The organism is Bradyrhizobium sp. LeoA1Lang, assembly GCF_055413685.1.
Genome location: NZ_JBVAPG010000067.1, coordinates 18021 through 35524 on the forward strand (window position 1 = coordinate 18021; position 17504 = coordinate 35524).

At 64.0% G+C, this 17504-nt stretch carries 14 protein-coding genes; 2 read left to right on the forward strand and 12 right to left on the reverse strand.

Annotated elements, in window-relative coordinates:
• Positions 1–30: 30 nt before the first annotated feature.
• The 12 genes from ACZYOF_RS22315 to ACZYOF_RS22370 form a co-directional block, all read right to left on the reverse strand.
• Positions 31–561, reverse strand: a complete 531-nt coding sequence (locus ACZYOF_RS22315; RefSeq protein WP_130579671.1) for a hypothetical protein — start codon at positions 559–561, stop codon at positions 31–33.
• A gap of 74 nt (positions 562–635) precedes the next feature.
• On the reverse strand, positions 636–2036 hold the full coding sequence (lpdA, locus tag ACZYOF_RS22320) for a dihydrolipoyl dehydrogenase (RefSeq protein WP_394566455.1): 1401 nt from the start codon (positions 2034–2036) through the stop codon (positions 636–638).
• A 35-nt stretch (positions 2037–2071) separates the two neighbouring features.
• A complete protein-coding gene (locus ACZYOF_RS22325) occupies positions 2072–2818 on the reverse strand; it encodes an SDR family oxidoreductase (protein WP_463717134.1) in 747 nt (248 codons plus the stop codon).
• 71 nt (positions 2819–2889) lie between these two features.
• Positions 2890–4152 (reverse strand): 2-oxoglutarate dehydrogenase complex dihydrolipoyllysine-residue succinyltransferase, encoded by a 1263-nt coding sequence (gene odhB / locus ACZYOF_RS22330; protein ID WP_282528784.1) that lies wholly within the window; start codon positions 4150–4152, stop codon positions 2890–2892.
• Positions 4153–4326: 174 nt separating this feature from the next.
• Positions 4327–7284, reverse strand: coding sequence for a 2-oxoglutarate dehydrogenase E1 component (locus ACZYOF_RS22335; protein ID WP_130579818.1), 2958 nt, complete (start codon positions 7282–7284; stop codon positions 4327–4329).
• 136 nt (positions 7285–7420) lie between these two features.
• Positions 7421–8305, reverse strand: coding sequence for a succinate--CoA ligase subunit alpha (gene sucD, locus ACZYOF_RS22340; protein ID WP_282528782.1), 885 nt, complete (start codon positions 8303–8305; stop codon positions 7421–7423).
• Between the two features lie 54 nt (positions 8306–8359).
• Entirely contained in the window at positions 8360–8845 is a 486-nt protein-coding gene (locus ACZYOF_RS22345; protein ID WP_463717125.1) for a DUF1579 family protein, read from the reverse strand.
• Between the two features lie 2 nt (positions 8846–8847).
• Entirely contained in the window at positions 8848–10044 is a 1197-nt protein-coding gene (gene sucC / locus ACZYOF_RS22350; protein ID WP_463717126.1) for an ADP-forming succinate--CoA ligase subunit beta, read from the reverse strand.
• A 128-nt stretch (positions 10045–10172) separates the two neighbouring features.
• Entirely contained in the window at positions 10173–11141 is a 969-nt protein-coding gene (gene mdh / locus ACZYOF_RS22355; RefSeq protein ID WP_282528781.1) for a malate dehydrogenase, read from the reverse strand.
• Between the two features lie 250 nt (positions 11142–11391).
• Complete coding sequence (gene zapE / locus ACZYOF_RS22360; RefSeq protein ID WP_130579823.1) at positions 11392–12579, reverse strand: cell division protein ZapE; 1188 nt, start codon at positions 12577–12579, stop codon at positions 11392–11394.
• Between the two features lie 148 nt (positions 12580–12727).
• On the reverse strand, positions 12728–13264 hold the full coding sequence (gene thpR / locus ACZYOF_RS22365) for an RNA 2',3'-cyclic phosphodiesterase (protein ID WP_130579824.1): 537 nt from the start codon (positions 13262–13264) through the stop codon (positions 12728–12730).
• Between the two features lie 174 nt (positions 13265–13438).
• Positions 13439–14086 carry an arylesterase gene (locus ACZYOF_RS22370; protein WP_130579838.1) on the reverse strand — a complete coding sequence of 216 codons (648 nt, stop codon included), beginning with the start codon at positions 14084–14086 and terminating at the stop codon, positions 13439–13441.
• A gap of 55 nt (positions 14087–14141) precedes the next feature.
• Here ACZYOF_RS22370 and ACZYOF_RS22375 point away from each other — a divergent pair, with 55 nt between their 5' ends.
• Together ACZYOF_RS22375 and ACZYOF_RS22380 are read left to right on the forward strand one after the other, a co-directional pair.
• Positions 14142–14861, forward strand: a complete 720-nt coding sequence (locus ACZYOF_RS22375) for an ABC transporter ATP-binding protein (protein WP_463717127.1) — start codon at positions 14142–14144, stop codon at positions 14859–14861.
• Positions 14858–17428 (forward strand): ABC transporter permease, encoded by a 2571-nt coding sequence (locus ACZYOF_RS22380; protein ID WP_463717128.1) that lies wholly within the window; start codon positions 14858–14860, stop codon positions 17426–17428. The genes ACZYOF_RS22375 and ACZYOF_RS22380 overlap by 4 nt, the downstream gene beginning before the upstream one ends.
• Positions 17429–17504 lie beyond the last annotated feature (76 nt).

Below are 17504 nucleotides of genomic sequence, written 5' to 3' on the forward strand. Positions count from 1 at the left end.
AGTAAGCCGCGGCGATGACGGCACAGAGAATCACCGCGCTTGGTGCACGCTCCTGCGAAAGCGCGCGATCAGCCGGAACGTTCGCGCCGACCAGCCGTTGCCGTCGCCGCGCAGGATCTCAAGGATACGCTGCTTGATCGGATCGACCAGCGCGGCCGCTTTCGCCCGCATCCTCAGCACGAAATCATAGAGCGCCTCGAACCAGGGCATCTCCAGAAGCTTCGGCCGGGTCACGTCGAAGATGAAAGCGGTGACGCCGACGCCGAGAAACTTTGCGAACAGGATGGTGCCGATAGCGCTCATCCAGTGCTCATGGGCGAGCAGCCAAAGGCCGACCAGCTTCAGCGGAAACAGCGGGATCACCGGCACGATGAACACGATCAGCGTCATCGCCGGCGACAGCGAATCGACCCGATCGGCAAGCCACTGCTTGAACGCGCGCAGCGGGATCATCGCCACCACGCGCGCGACGATCGGCTCGAGATGGTCCCAAAGCCACGCCTCGATCAGGAAGATGATCGCGAGCAGGACCCAGAAAGGCTGAAGCAGGCGGCGCAGCATCTGTTGTCTCGACCCCGGCCAGATTTTACCTTTGAGCATAATCCTATACGGATCCTGCCCAGGCCCGGCGTCGATCACATATGGATGGCCCGCTTGCCGACCGCAAGCGCGGCTTCCTTGATCGCCTCGGAGCGGGTCGGATGGGCGTGGCAGGTGCGCGCCAGATCCTCGGCGGAGCCGCCGAATTCCATGAGAACCGCGGCTTCATGGATCATTTCGCCGGCTTCGCGGCCGATGATGTGCACGCCAAGCACCCGATCGGTCTTCGCATCTGCGAGAATCTTGACGAATCCCTCCGTGGTCTGGTTGACCTTGGAGCGGCCGTTGGCGGTGAACGGGAATTTGCCGACGGTATAGGCAATGCCGGCCTGCTTGAGCTCTTCCTCGGCCTTGCCGACCGAAGAGACTTCCGGCGTGGTATACACGACGGCTGGGATAACGTCGTGATTCACATGGCCGGCCTGGCCCGCGATGATCTCGGCAACCGCCACGCCTTCATCTTCCGCCTTGTGGGCCAGCATCGGCCCGGCAACGACGTCGCCGATCGCATAGATGCCTTTCACGGTGGTCGCGAAATGCGGGTCGATCTGGACGCGCCCGCGATTGTCGAGCGCAACGCCCGCTTCCTTCAGGCCGAGGCCTTCGGTGTAAGGCACGCGGCCGATCGAGACCAGCACCACGTCGGCTTCGATCGTTTCCGAAGGCCCGCCCGCGGCGGGCTCGACCTTGGCCAACAGCGTCTTGCCTGAGGTATCCACGGCGGTCACCTTGGTGCCGAGCTTGAACGCAAAGCCCTGCTTCTCGAGGATGCGCTGGAACTGCTTGGCGATCTCGCCATCCATACCGGGCAGGATGCGGTCGAGGAATTCGACCACCATTACCTCCGCGCCGAGGCGCTTCCACACCGAGCCGAGTTCGAGCCCGATCACGCCGGCGCCGATGATCAAGAGCCGCTCCGGCACTTTCTCCAGCGACAGCGCACCGGTCGACGACACGATGCGCTTCTCGTCGATCTCGATGCCCTTCAGCCGCGCGATATCGGAACCGGTGGCAATGACGATGTTCTTGGTCTCGACCGTCTGCGCCTTGCCATCAGCGGAAACCTCGACCTTGCCCGCGCCGAGGATTTTCCCGCTCCCCTTCAGCACGTCGATCTTGTTCTTCTTCATCAGGAAGTCGACGCCCCTGACATTGCCATCGATGCCCTGCTGCTTGAAGTTCATCATCGAGGGCAGGTCGAGTTTCGGCGCCGATACGCTGACGCCCATCTTGGCGAAGGAATGCGCGGCTTCCTCGAACATCTCGGACGCGTGCAACAGCGCTTTCGACGGCATGCAGCCGACATTGAGACAGGTGCCACCGAGCGTCGCGTTCTTCTCGACGACTGCGACCTTCATGCCAAGTTGCGCCGCGCGCACCGCGCAGACATATCCACCGGGGCCGGTGCCGATGACGACGAGATCATAAGAGGCCATATCAAAGATCCTGCTGCTGAAGTTCGTGACAGGTATTAGCGGCCGCCTGAGACATCAAGGATGGCGCTTGTCACATATGAAGCCTCGTCCGACATCAGCCAGACGATGGCGTTGGCGATTTCCTCTGCGGTGCCGACGCGCTTCATCGGCACCATGTGAGCGAGGCGATGGGCGCGATCGGGTTCACCGCCGGAGGCGTGGATGTCAGTGTCGATCAAGCCCGGCCGGATCGCCGCGACGCGAATGCCTTCTGCCGCGACTTCATAGCCAAGGCCGATGGTGAAGGAATCCACCGCGCCTTTCGACGCAGCATAGTCGACATAGGTGTTGGGCGAGCCGAGCTTAGCCGCGACCGACGACAGGTTGACGATGACGCCGCCCTTGCCGCCGTTGCGCGTCGACATCCGCTTCACCGCCTCGCGCGCGCACAGAATGCTGCCGGTGACGTTGACTGCCATCATGCGCTGGATGCGCTCAGCCGACATATTCTCGACCCGCATCGAGGGCCCGACGATGCCGGCATTATTAACCAGCGCGCCCAGCGTGCCGAATTCATCGGCCGCCTTGAACAGCGCAAGGATGTCCGCTTCGCTGCCGACATCGCATTTCACCGCGATCGCCTTGCCGTTGCTGGCCTCGATCGCGGAGACGACTTCGTTGGCAGACGCTTGGTTGCTGGCATAGCCCACAACCACGCGAAAGCCCCGGGCCGCCGCGGCGATGGCGGCGGCCCGGCCGATGCCGCGGCTGCCGCCGGTGATGACAACGACATTATCCGTCACATTCGCCCCTAAACGTTCACGCAACACTGTCTCGGCGGCCGAACGAGTTCAGCCGCCGTGCGAAAGCAAGATCAGAGATCCAGCACCAGCCGCGCCGGGTCTTCCAGGCTTTCCTTGACGCGCACCAGAAAGGTCACCGCTTCCTTGCCGTCGATGACGCGGTGATCGTAGGACAGCGCCAGATACATCATCGGGCGGATCTCGATCTTGCCGCCGACCACCACCGGGCGCTCCTGGATCTTGTGCATGCCGAGGATGCCGGACTGCGGCGCATTCAGGATCGGTGTCGACATCAGCGAGCCATAGATGCCGCCATTAGTGATGGTGAAGGTGCCGCCCTGCATCTCCTCGATCTTGAGCTGACCATCGCGGGCCCTGCGGCCGTAATCGGCGATCGATTTCTCGATCTCCGCGATCGACTTGGTGTCGCAGTCACGCACCACGGGCACCACCAGGCCCTTGTCGGTGCCGACGGCGATGCCGACGTGGTAGTAGTTCTTGTAGATCAGGTCGGTGCCATCGATCTCGGCGTTCGCCGCCGGGATCTCCTTCAAGCCCTGGACGCAGGCTTTGGTGAAGAAGCCCATGAAACCAAGCTTGACGCCGTGCTTCTTCTCGAACGCGTCCTTATACTGAGCGCGCATTGCCATGACGTGGCTCATGTCGACCTCGTTGAAGGTCGTCAGCATCGCCGCCGTGTTCTGCACATCCTTCAGCCGCCGCGCGATGGTCTGGCGCAGCCGCGTCATCTTCACGCGCTCTTCGCGCGCGGCATCATCCGCCGGTGACGGCGCACGCACCTGCACGGAAGCCGCCGGCTGAAAGACCGGCGTCGGCGCGGAAGCCGCCCGCTCGATCGCCGCCAGCATGTCGCCCTTGGTCACGCGGCCATCCTTGCCGGAGCCCGGCACGGTGGAGGCATCGATCCCGCTTTCAACCGAGAGCTTGCGCACCGACGGCGCCAGCGGCGTATCGGCAGGCAGTGCCTTCGGTGCTGATGGCGCAGGAGCAGGTGCGGCGGCAGCCGGGGGAGGCGGCGGTGCAGCCGCTGGCTTGGCCGGCGCCGGTGCAGCGGCCGGCTTGGCGACAGCACCTGCGGCGCCATCATTGATCTGGCCGAGCAGCGCGCCGACCGCGACGGTCTCGCCGTCCTTGGCGATGATCTCGCCGAGCGTGCCGGCGGAAGGCGCCGGCACCTCGATCGTGACCTTGTCGGTCTCGAGCTCGACCAAGGGTTCATCGACGGCAACGGCATCGCCGGCCTTCTTGAACCAGCGGCCGATGGTGGCCTCGGTCACGGATTCGCCTAGCGTCGGAACGCGGATTTCAGTCATGGTCTCGTTTCCTTAAAACAACCTGTGCGGTCATAAACTCTAGCTGTCATCCTCCGCCTTGTGCGCCATGGCGCACCGGGGCGGAGGAGCCGGTAGCCCGCGGCGGCTGCAATCAAGCAGCGGCGGCGCGGGTTACTGGATGCCCCGCTTTCGCGGGGCACGACGGATTGAATGTTAGTTCAGCGCCTCGTCCAGGAACGCCTTGAGCTGCGCAAGATGCTTCGACATCAAGCCCGTGGCGGTCGCCGCAGCGGCCGCGCGGCCGGCGTAGCGCGGACGCCTGTTCGGCGCGTGGATCTGGTTCAGCACCCACTCGAGATAAGGCTCGATGAAGTGCCAGGCACCCATGTTGCGCGGCTCTTCCTGGCACCACACCACCTCGGCGCCCTTGAAGCGGCTGAGCTCCTGCACCAGCGCCTTCAGCGGCACCGGATAGAGCTGCTCGATCCGCAGCAGATAGATGTCGTCGATGCCACGCTTCTCGCGCTCTTCGTAGAGGTCGTAATAGACCTTGCCCGAGCACAGGATGACGCGGCGGATCTTGGCATCCGGCTGCAGCTTGATCTTCTCGTCAGCCTGCATCTGGGCGTCGTCGTAGAGGATGCGGTGGAAGGTCGTACCCTTGGCCAGCTCCTCGAGCCGCGAGACGGCGCGCTTGTGCCGCAGCAGCGACTTAGGCGTCATCATGATCAGCGGCTTGCGGATCTCGCGATGCAGCTGCCGCCGCAGCACATGGAAATGGTTGGCCGGCGTGGTCGGGTAGACCACCTGCATGTTGTCCTCGGCGCACATCTGCAGATAGCGCTCGAGACGGGCCGAGGAATGTTCCGGTCCCTGGCCTTCATAACCATGCGGCAGCATACAGACGAGGCCGGACATGCGCAGCCATTTGCGCTCACCCGACGAGATGAACTGGTCGAACACCACCTGGGCGCCGTTGGCGAAATCGCCGAACTGCGCTTCCCAGACCGCCAGCGCATTCGGCTCGGCGAGCGAATAGCCGTATTCGAAGCCGAGCACCGCTTCTTCCGACAACAGCGAGTTGATGACCTCGTAGTGGCCCTGGTCGACGCCGAGATGGTTGAACGGCGTGTAGCGGCTCTCATCCTCCTGGTCGATCAAGACCGAGTGGCGCTGCGAGAAGGTGCCGCGCTCCGAATCCTGGCCGGACAGGCGAACGTGATGGCCTTCCTCCAGCAGCGAGCAGAACGCCAGCGCCTCGCCGGTCGCCCAGTCGATGCCGACACCGCTGTCGATTGCTTTCGCACGGTTATCGAGGAAGCGCTGGATGGTCCGGTGGACGCGGAAACCATCCGGCACCTTGGTGATCTTGCGGCCGATGTCCTTGAGCACGGCGACGTCGACGCCGGTGACGCCGCGGCGCGCATCCTCTTCCTGGTCCGCGATCTTGAAGCCGGCCCATTTGCCGTCGAGCCAGTCGGCCTTGTTCGGCTTATAGCTGGCGCCGGCCTCGAACTCGGCATCGAGCCGGGCGCGCCAGTCGGCCTTGGCCTTCTCGACCTCGCCCTCGGTGACGACGCCTTCGGCGATCAGCCGCTTGGCATAGATTTCCAGCGTAGACGGATGCGAAGCGATCTTCTTGTACATCACCGGCTGGGTGAAAGCCGGCTCGTCGCCCTCGTTGTGGCCATGCCTGCGGTAGCAGAACATGTCGATGACCACGGGCTTGTGGAACTTCTGGCGGAACTCGATCGCGACCTTGGCCGCGAACACCACCGCTTCCGGATCGTCGCCGTTCACATGGAAGATCGGCGCGTCGATCATCTTCGCCACGTCGGACGGATAGGGCGAGGAGCGCGAGTAGCGCGGATAGGTGGTGAAGCCGATCTGGTTGTTGACGATGAAGTGCAGCGAGCCGCCGGTGCGATACCCCTTCAGGTCGGACAGGCTGAAGCATTCCGCCACCACGCCCTGTCCGGCGAACGCCGCGTCGCCATGCATCAAGAGCGGCAGCACCGAAATGCGCATGTCCGGCGGATCGCCATGCTGGTCCTGCTTGGCGCGCACCTTGCCGAGCACCACGGGGTCGACGATCTCGAGATGCGAGGGGTTTGCGGTCAGCGACAGATGGATGCTGTTGCCGTCGAACTCGCGGTCGGACGATGCGCCCAGATGATACTTGACGTCACCGGAGCCTTCGACCGCGTCCGGATTGGCCGAACCGCCCTTGAATTCGTGGAACAGCGCGCGGTGCGGCTTGCCCATCACCTGGGTCAGCACGTTGAGGCGGCCGCGATGCGGCATGCCGACCACGATCTCCTTCACGCCGAGATTGCCGCCGCGCTTGATGATCTGCTCCAGCGCCGGGATCAGCGACTCGCCGCCATCGAGGCCGAAGCGCTTGGTGCCGGTGAATTTGACATCGCAGAACTTCTCGAAGCCTTCGGTCTCGATCAGCTTGTTCAGGATCGCACGGCGCCCCTCAGGGGTGAAGCTGATCTCCTTGTCCGGACCCTCGATGCGCTCCTGAATCCATGCCTTCTGCGCAGCATTGGAGATATGCATGAACTCGACGCCGAGCGTCTGGCAGTAGGTGCGCTCGCAGATCGCGACGATCTCGCGCAAGTTGCCGTATTCGAGCCCGAGCACGTGATCGAGGAAGATCTTGCGGTCGAAATCGGCTTCCGTGAACCCGTAGGTGCGCGGATCGAGCTCTTCGCGGTCGCGCGGCGCCTCGATGCCGAGCGGATCGAGCTTGGCGTGGAAATGGCCGCGCATGCGGTAGGCGCGGATCAGCATCAATGCCCGCACCGAATCGCGCGTCGCCTGGTTGACGTCGGCGGCCGAGAGCTCGGCGCCCTTGGCCTGCGCCTTGGCGGCGATCTTATTGCCGACGGCCTTCTCGACCTGTGCCCAGTTGCCGTCCAGCGCCGAGGTCAGGTCGTCGCGCGGCGTCGCCGGCCAGTTGGGACGGCTCCAGGACGGGCCTTCCGCGTTCTTCTGGACGTCCGCGGGGGTGTCCTTCAGGCTCTTGAAGAAATCCTGCCAGTCCGTGTCGACCGATGCCGGGTCCTGCTCGTAGCGGGCGTAGAGATCGTCGATGTAGGTGGCGTTGGTACCCTGCAAAAAGGAGGAAAGGGCAAAAGCGGCGTTCGCGTCCTGGCGAGACATGATAGCGTCCTGGTGATTTTCGGTTCGCGCGCAAGTGACGGCGCAAGCAGCCGGCCTGGAAGGGCCGGCTGGCTGAGATAGGATGGTTTACCCTATTTAATCCTAAACTTCGCGCCGAAAAGAACCAAGGACTGAATCAGGACTTCAATTTCTCGGCAAGGGTATGTCCGAGCCGTGCGGGCGACGGAGAAACGGTGATTCCGGCCGCTTCCATGGCCGCGGTCTTGGAACCGGCGTCGCCCTTGCCACCGGAGATGATCGCGCCCGCATGACCCATGCGGCGGCCGGGAGGGGCGGTGACGCCGGCGATGAAGCCGACCATCGGCTTCTTGCGGCCGCGCTTGGCTTCGTCCTTGATGAACTGGGCGGCGTCCTCCTCGGCCGAGCCGCCGATCTCGCCGATCATGATGATCGACTTGGTAGCCTCGTCCTTCAGGAACATTTCCAGTACATCGATGAACTCGGTGCCCTTGACCGGGTCGCCGCCGATGCCGACGGCCGTGGTCTGGCCGAGCCCCTCCTGCGAGGTCTGGAACACGGCCTCGTAGGTCAACGTGCCCGAGCGGGAAACGATCCCGACGCTGCCGGGCCGGAAGATGTTGGCCGGCATGATACCGATCTTGCATTCGCCGGCGGTCATGACGCCCGGGCAGTTCGGCCCGATCAATCGCGACTTCGAGCCTGACAGCGAGCGCTTGACGCGCACCATGTCGAGCACCGGGATGCCTTCGGTGATGCAGACGATCAGCGGGATCTCCGCATCGATCGCCTCGCAGATCGCGTCCGCCGCGCCCGGCGGTGGCACATAGATCACCGACGCATCGGCGCCGGTCTTCTCGCGCGCCTCGCGCACCGTGTCGAACACCGGCAGGCCGAGATGGGTCGAGCCGCCTTTGCCGGGCGAAGTGCCGCCGACCATCTTGGTCCCGTAAGCGATCGCCGCTTCCGAATGGAAGGTGCCGTTCTTGCCGGTGAAACCCTGGCAGATGACCTTGGTGTTGTTGTCGATCAGGATGGACATGTCTTCAGATGCTTTCGCGAAACGCCGGTGACAGGTTTACTTGTTTGAGCCGGATCAGGCTTGGTGGACACGCCGATACACGCCGGTGAGCACGTCTGCCCATCCTTCCGCGTCGGGCGAGAACTGGATCTTCATGGTGTAGCTGTTGTCGTCGACGACCTCGTAGAGGTGACGCGCGTTGCCGCGCAGCGAGCCGCGCACGAGGGTCAGCGTCTTGCCGACCCAGCTCCCGGACGCCGGCGACGGCGGGTAGTAGCCGAGCGAATCGTGCCAGAACAATTTGTAGAGCCGGTCGTCGCGGTCATAGGTGAACAGGGCGTGGGTGGCGAATATCTCCAGGCCGTCGCGCGTCTGGCGCGTGTCCTGGATCAGATAAAAGCCGTTGAGATCGATGCGTGCCACCACATGCGAGGTGGCGGGACCGCCCGCGTTCCAGCGCGACGGATAGACCACCTCCTCGCCGGCCCATTCACCCGCAAATACCCCGAGCTTCTTGTGCTCCGGAAGCGGTAACGGTGCGGCGAGATGGTCCTGAGCCATTGCTAGCCTCCCTTGACGGCATTCACGATTTTCTGCGCGGCGTCATCGAGATTATCAGCGGGCAGGACATTGAGACCGCTATTGTTGATGATCTTCTTGCCCTGCTCGACATTGGTGCCTTCGAGCCGCACCACCAGCGGCACCTTCAGGCCAACCTGCTTGACCGCAGCGACGACACCCTCGGCGATCACGTCGCACTTCATGATGCCGCCGAAGATGTTGACCAGGATGCCCTTCACGTTCGGATCCGCGGTGATGATCTTGAACGCCGCGGCCACCTTGTCGACACTAGCACCGCCGCCGACGTCGAGGAAGTTCGCGGGCTCCATGCCGTAGAGCTTGATGATGTCCATGGTCGCCATGGCAAGCCCGGCGCCGTTGACCATGCAGCCGATGGTGCCGTCGAGCGCCACATAATTGAGGTCGTATTTCGAGGCCTCGATCTCCTTGGCGTCCTCCTCGGTCTCGTCGCGCAGGGCCGCGACCTCGGGATGGCGGAACATGGCGTTGTCGTCGAACGCCACCTTGGCATCGAGCACGCGCAGTTGTCCCTGCTTGGTGACGACGAGCGGATTGATCTCCAGCATCGCCATGTCCTTGGCGGTGAACGCGGCGTAAAGCTGGCTCACGAGCTTTTCCGCCTGCTTGGCGAGATCGCCGGAAAGGTTCAGCGCCTTCGCGACGGTGCGGCCGTGGTGCGGCATGATGCCGGTGGCCGGATCGACCGAGAAGGTGATGATCTTCTCCGCGGTCGAGTGCGCGACGTCCTCGATGTTGACGCCGCCTTCGGTCGAGACCACGAACGAGACTTCGCTGGTCTCGCGGTTGACCAGGATCGAGAGATAGAACTCCTTGTCGATCTCGGAGCCTTCCTCGATGTAGAGGCGATTGACCTGCTTGCCATGCGCCCCGGTCTGCACCGTCACAAGCGTCGCGCCGAGCATCTGCTTGGCGAACGCGGCAACCTCGGCCACCGACTTGGCGATGCGAACGCCACCCTTGTCGCCGGCGGAGGCCTCCTTGAACTTGCCCTTGCCGCGACCGCCGGCGTGGATCTGGCTCTTCACCACCCAGATCGGGCCGGGAAGCGTCTTGGCCGCTACCTCGGCATCTTCAGGCTTCAGCACGGGCACGCCGCGTGAGATCGGCACGCCGAATTCGTGCAGCATTGCCTTGGCCTGATACTCATGGATATTCATCGGGACGCTCCCCAAAACCCTCTACGGCGAGTTCTACAGTTCACCTTGGTAGTTGGCATACCACATACCAAAAGAACTGCAACCCAGAAACGCTTTCGGCCCCGATCGGGACCGAAAACTAAACGAAATCAATGACCGAGCAGATCGGGCGCGATCTTCTTGCAGGCGTCGACGAGACCCTGCACCGCGCCGACCGATTTGTCGAACGCCTCGCGGTCCTTGCCGGCCAGCTCGATCTCGACCACGCGCTCGACGCCCTTGGAGCCGATCACCACGGGCACGCCGACATACATGTCCTTCACGCCGTATTCCCCGTTGAGATAGGCGGCGCAGGGCATCACGCGCTTCTTGTCCTTCAGATAGCTCTCGGCCATCGCGATCGCGGACGCCGCCGGCGCGTAGAAGGCCGAGCCGGTCTTCAGGAGGTTGACGATCTCGGCGCCGCCATTGCGGGTGCGGTCGACGATCTCGTCGATGCGCGCCTGCGAGGTCCAGCCCATCTTGACCAGATCGGGCAGCGGGATGCCCGCGACGGTGGAATAGCGCACCAGCGGCACCATGGTGTCGCCATGGCCGCCAAGCACGAAGGCGGTGACGTCCTCGACCGAGACGTTGAATTCGTCCGCGAGGAAATAGCGGAAGCGTGCGGAGTCGAGCACGCCCGCCATGCCGACAACCTTCTTGCTCGGCATGCCCGAGGCCTTCTGCAGCGCCCAGACCATGGCGTCGAGCGGGTTGGTGATGCAAATGACGAAGGCATCGGGGGCATACTTCTTGATGCCCGCGCCGACCTGCTCCATCACTTTCAGGTTGATGCTCAGGAGATCATCGCGGCTCATGCCAGGCTTGCGCGGCACGCCGGCGGTGACGATGCAGACCTTGGCGCCATCGAGCGCCTCGTAGGAATTGGCGCCGACCAGATTGGAATCGAAGCCGTCGACCGGCGAGGACTGCGCGATATCAAGCGCCTTGCCCTGCGGCACGCCCTCGGCGATGTCGAACAGCACGACGTCGCCAAGCTCTTTCAGGCCGATCATGTGAGCCAGCGTTCCGCCGATCTGGCCGGAGCCAATCAAAGCAATCTTGTCGCGCGCCATGGGAAATCTGTCCTTTGAGCACAAAGAGGAGGATGGATAGCAGACTGGATCGCTGGTTATCCCTTTCGAATGATCCATTCAAGTCGCGGCCATGCCCAATTGTCGGGCCGGCTGCACATCCTGATCAGAGGCATACCAGCACGTCCGTCATTCCGGGGCATCGCGCAGCGATGAACCCGGAATCTCGCACCACGATCTCCAGATTCCGGGTTCGCGCTGGCGCGCGCCCCGGAATGACTGCGTGTGGCACTTAAGTCTCCACCAGCCCCGTGCTCGAGCCGCTGGCCGTGGAATCCTTTCGCTTCCCGTGCGGAAGCGCCAGATAGGAGGCCGAGCTCATTTCGATCAGGCGCGAGGACGTGCGCTTGAATTCGTTGGCCTCAACACCTTCGGTCGCGAGGTAAAGCGACACCGGGTTCGCCTGGGCAGAGGCCATCAGTTTCACGGCATTGTCATAGAGCGTATCAATCAGTGAGATGAAGCGCTTGGCGGCATTCCGATCGGTCAGATCCATCACCGGGATCCGGTCGATCAGAATGGTGTGATAATCGTGCGCGAGCCTCAGATAGTCGGAGGCCGCCAGCGGCTTTTGGCAAATCTCGGCAAAACTGAAACGCGCCACGCCATGCGACGAGCAGGGCACCTGCAGGATGCGCCCCTTGATCGGAATATCGCGCGGCTTGCAGGGCGCATTGCCGGTCATCCGGACCCAGGCCGTATTCAGCGCGGCCTCCGCCTCCTCGTCGGCCGGCACCAGCCACATCTTCCCGCCGGCAAGTTTTTCCAGACGGAAATCGGTGCGCGCATCGAGCCGCAGCACGTCCATGTGCTCGGAGATCTGCGCGATGAAGGGCAGGAACAGCGCGCGATTGAGGCCGCCTTTGTAGAGATCTTCCGGCGCAACGTTGGAGGTCGCGACCACGACGGTGCCGAGCTCGAACAGTTTCGCGAACAGCCGCCCGAGGATCATCGCATCAGCGATGTCGGTGACGTGGAATTCGTCGAAGCAGAGCAGCCAGGCTTCATCGAAGATCGACTGCGCGGTGAGCGCGATCACGTCGGCATCGGCGATCTCGCCGCGCGCGATCTGCTGCCGATAACCGTAGATCCGCTCATGCGCTTCGGCCATGAACTCGTGAAAATGGGCGCGGCGCTTGTGCTCGATCGGACACTGCTGGAAGAACAGGTCCATCAGCATGGTCTTGCCGCGGCCGACCTCGCCATGGACGTACAGCCCGCGCGGCGGCTCGTTCTTGTCGCCGCCGAACAGCCGGCCGAACAGGCCCTGCTTGCGCGAGGGCTTGTAGCTTGCCAAGCGGTCCTCGAGCGCACCGAAGGCGTCGGCGACGCGAGCCTGCTCCGGATCGGCTTCAATCGCCCCGGAGTCAATGAGAGCCTGATAATGCGCGCGGAAGGAACTCGGCGAGGTGGAGAGCATGCCTCCTTTCGGCCCTATGGGACGAAAAATTGCAAGCCGCGAATGGGGCCGGGGCTATGACAAATTCTAACGGCGGTCATGCCCCGGTGATTGGCCCCCGGGGCATTCCCACGTCGCCATTGCCGCCCCGACCTCAAGCGGGAGGCGTTCACGCGCTCAGCGCGTAGGAATCCTCGACCACATAGGGTCCGCCGCCGGTGGAGGCGCGCGAGGAGAACAGCACGAAGCGCGAAGCCAGGAAGGTGCGGCTCGGGAAATAGCCGCGCACCGAGAGATAGTCGGCGACGTCCTGGCTCGAAGCGTCATGCAGCCGCGCCAGCGTGACATGCGGCGTAAATTTGCGCCCTTCCGGATCGAGCCCGATCCGCTGCATCAACCGCTCAAGCTCGGCCTGCAGGTCGATCAACGGCTTGCTCGGCTCGACGGAGGCAACCACCGCACGCGGCTTGCGTCCGCCGAAGCTCGATAGCCCCTTGAGCTTGACCTCGAACGGCTTGCGGTTGATCCGCAGCAGCATCGAGGCGATCTCGTTGGCGGAGACGCCGTCGATATCGCCGATGAAGCGCAAGGTGACGTGGTAATTTTCGGGATCGATCCAGCGTGCGCCGGGAAGGCCGCCACGCAAGCCGGAAAGGGTCTGGCCAATCTCGGCCGGGATTTCCAGTCCAGTGAACAGACGCGGCATCGCAAGATCCTCGATGCAGAGCGTGAGCTCGAAGAGCCCTCGCTGAGAATAGCCCGGCAGCGAATCACCGGTGATTATTTCTAGCCGACTTATATGACTCTGCGAAGCATGCGACATTAACAGCTCGTAAACCTACGGAAAAACCGCAAGCCGGGCTTGTCCACTGCCTGCTTTTCAACTCCGCTGCCCAGAGATCGTGCCAACAAATGCCTCCACCGTGGGCAGCATATTTTTTACGATGATGTCGATGCCATCGGCGGTGGGATGCATGCCGTCGGCCTGGTTGAGCTTGGCGTCGGCCGCGACACCCTCAAGAAAGAACGGGTAAAGCGGCACGCCGAAGGATTTCGAAAGCTCCGGATAGATCGCATTGAAGCGCGCCGCATAGTCGCTTCCGTAGTTGGGCGGCGCAACCATGCCGCAGATAAGCACCGCTACTCCGCGCGCCTTCAGCCGCGACAGAATGTCGGAGAGAGCGGCACGGGTCACCGCGGGATCGGTGCCGCGCAGCCCGTCGTTGGCGCCGAGTTCGAGGATAACGGCGTCGGTTCCCTCGGGCACCGACCAATCGAGCCGCTCGCGGCCGCCGGAGGCGGTGTCGCCGGACACCCCGGCGTTGGTCATATCAACCTTTATCCCCTTGGCTTCCAAGGCTTTTTGCAGCTTCGCGGGGAACGCGGCATTGGCGGGAAGACCGAGGCCGGCGCTCAAGGAATCGCCCAGCACGACCATCTTGACCGCTTTGGCCGCCCCGGCCGATTGTCCCTGTGCAGTTGCCGTAGCCACCGTCATCAAGGTCACAATCAACACAAGTATGTGCACGAGGGTCGCAATCCGGCCCTCGACCCGCGCAGCGGAAGTGCCATATGACCGAGCCATGGACAGTCTCATAGAATCCTCTTCGCTCTCCGGCGTCGCGCCGGACACCATTTCCATTTCCAACGTCAACCTCTCGCTCGGCACCGGTGCGGCCCGGGTTCATATCCTGAAAGATATCAGCCTTCGTGTGGCATCGGGTGAAGCGATCGGACTGATCGGGCCGTCAGGCTCGGGCAAGTCGACGCTGTTGATGGTGATGGCGGGATTGGAACGTCCTGACAGCGGCCAGGTAGTGGTCAGCGGCACGCCGTTCAATACGCTGGACGAGGACGCGCTGGCGCGTTTCCGCGGGCGCCAGGTCGGCATCGTCTTTCAATCGTTCCACCTGATCCCCACCATGACGGCGCTGGAAAATGTCGCGGTGCCGCTCGAACTTGCCGGCAATCCCGACGCCGCCGAACGCGCCGCCGCGGAACTGACATCGGTCGGCCTCGGCCACCGGCTGCACCACTATCCGACGCAGCTCTCCGGCGGCGAGCAGCAGCGCGTCGCTCTCGCGCGTGCGCTGGCGCCCGATCCTGCGATCCTGGTCGCGGACGAGCCGACCGGCAATCTCGATGAGGCAACGGGCAAGCAGATTGTCGACCTCCTGTTCACCAAACATGCCGAGCGCGGCATGACGCTGGTGCTCGTCACCCATGACTCTTCGCTGGCACAGCGCTGCGACCGCGTGGTGCGGCTGCGCTCGGGACGAATCGACGGACAGTCGGCAACATGAGCATTGCTGTCGAGGCTGCCACGACGAGCCGCGCCCCGTCGCTAGCGCTCCGCTATGCGCTGCGCGAGTTGCGCGGCGGCCTGCGCGGCTTCTATGTCTTCATCGCCTGCATCGCGCTCGGCGTGATGGCCATCGCCGGCGTCGGCTCGGTGGCGGCAAGCCTGAGCGAAGGGCTTACGCGCGAGGGCCGGACGCTGCTTGGCGGCGACGTCAGCTTTTCCCTGATGCAGCGCGAGGCCAAGCCGGCCGAAATCGCGTTCCTGCGCACACATGGCGACGTCTCAGTCGGGGCAACGCTGCGCGCGATGGCGCGCAATCCGGCGGGCACGCTGGCGCTGGTCGAGCTCAAGGCCGTCGACGGGTCTTATCCGCTGCTCGGCGACCTGACGCTCAATCCGAAGATGCTGGTCCCCGACCTCTTCGCCGAACGCAATGGCGTGTTCGGCGCCGGCGTCGATTCGACCTTGCTGGCGCGGCTTGACCTGAAGCTCGGTGACGACGTCACCATCGGTGGCGCGACGTTCCAGATCCGCAGCGTGATCGAGGCCGAGCCGGACAAGCTCGTCGGCGGCGTGGGCCTTGGGCCCCGCTTCCTCGTCAGCGAGACGGGACTGCGTGCAACCGGGTTGCTGCAGCCCGGCAGCCTGGTGCGTTGGGTCTACCGCGTGAAGCTGCCGGCCAATGCCAATGACGAGCGCGCGACCGGCACATTCATCGATAGCGCGCGCAATGCGCTGCCCGAAGCCGGTTGGGAGATCCGCAGCCGCGACAACGCCTCGCCGCAGCTCGAACGCAACATCCATCGCTTCACCCAGTTCCTGACCCTGGTTGGCCTCGCCGCGCTGCTGGTCGGCGGCGTCGGCGTCGCCAACGCCGTCAAAAGTCATATCGATCGCCGGCGCGACGTCATCGCGTCCTTCAAGGCGCTCGGCGCCACGGGCCGCGACGTCTTCACGATCTATCTGACGCAGGTGATCGTGCTCGCCACCATCGGCTCGGTGATCGGGCTTGCGCTTGGCGCAGCCCTGCCCTTCGTCATCGTCGGCGTGTTCGGGAAGCTGCTGCCGCTGCCGGTGATCCCGGCGCTGCATCCCGATGAACTCGCATTGTCGTTCGTCTACGGCCTCCTGACCGCGCTGGCGTTCGGGCTGTGGCCGCTCGGCCGGGTGCACGACGTGCCGGTGGCGGCGCTGTTCCGCGATACGGTCGCGAGCGAATGGCACCGGCCGCGCTGGAGCTATCTCGCACTGATGGGCGCAGTGATCGCGCTGCTGATCGCGGTTGCGATCGGACTTTCCTACGACAAGCGCATCGCCGCGGTGTTCGTCGCCTCCTCCATCGCAGTCTTCGTGCTGCTCCGTTTGATCGCTGCCGGCCTGATGGCGCTGGCGCGGCGGCTGCCGCGTAGCCGCATCACCATGGTGCGGCTGGCGGTCGCCAACATCCACCGGCCCGGCGCGCTGACGCCATCGGTGGTGCTTTCGCTCGGCCTGGGGCTCGCGGTGCTCGTCACCATCACCCAGATCGACGGTAATCTGCGGCGCCAGTTCCTCGCCGCCCTGCCCGACCGCGCCCCTTCGTTCTTTTTCATTGATATTCCTTCCACCGAGGCCGACCGGTTCAGCGCTTTTCTGAAGCAGACCACGCCGGACGGCACGGTGGAGGATGTGCCGATGCTGCGCGGGCGCATCGTTGCCGCCCGCGGCGTCAAGGCGGACGAGCTGAAGCCATCGGTCGACGCCGAATGGGTGCTGCAGAGCGACCGCGGCCTGACCTACACCGGGGAGGTTCCCAAAGGCTCGAAGATCGTCGAGGGCGAATGGTGGGGCGCCGACTATCACGGCCCGCCGCTGGTCTCGATGGAGAAGAAGATCGCCGACGGGCTGAGGCTCAAGATCGGCGACGAGATCGTCGTCAACGTGCTCGGCCGCGACATTTCGGCGAAGATCGCCAATCTCCGCAACATCGACTGGCAGGGGCTCGGCATCAATTTCGTGCTGGTGTTTTCGCCGAACGCCTTCAAGGGCGCCCCGCACAGCCATGTCGCGACCTTGACGGAGGCGCATCCGTCCCCCTCCGACGACGCCCGTATCATCAAGCGGGTCGCCGACGCTTTCCCGATGGTGACGAGCGTCCGGGTCCGCGAGGCGCTGGAGACCATCGGCAGCGTCGTCACCAATCTGGTGCTGGCGATCCGCGGCGCCAGCGCGGTGACGCTGATCTCGGCCATCCTGGTGCTGGGCGGCGCGCTCGCCGCCGGCCACCGCCACCGCGTCTATGACGCGGTGATCCTGAAGACGCTCGGCGCCACCCGCGCCCGCCTGCTGGGCGCCTATGCGCTCGAGTATCTGATGATCGGCTTCGCCACCGCGCTGTTCGGCGTGTTCGCCGGCTCGATCGCCGCCTGGCTGATCGTCACCCGGCTGATGACGCTGAGTTTCGTCTGGGAGGCCGGCAGCGCCGCGGCGGTGGTGGTCGCGGCCCTGATCGTCACGGTCGGGCTCGGGCTGGCCGGCACGCTGTTGGCCTTGAACCAGAAGCCAGCCGCTGTGTTGCGGAATTTGTGACAATTTGAAGCGGGGAACGAGCTCGGTTAATACCGGTTTTGCCTTGAAATAAGGGCCAGAGCGACATTCAGCCGCG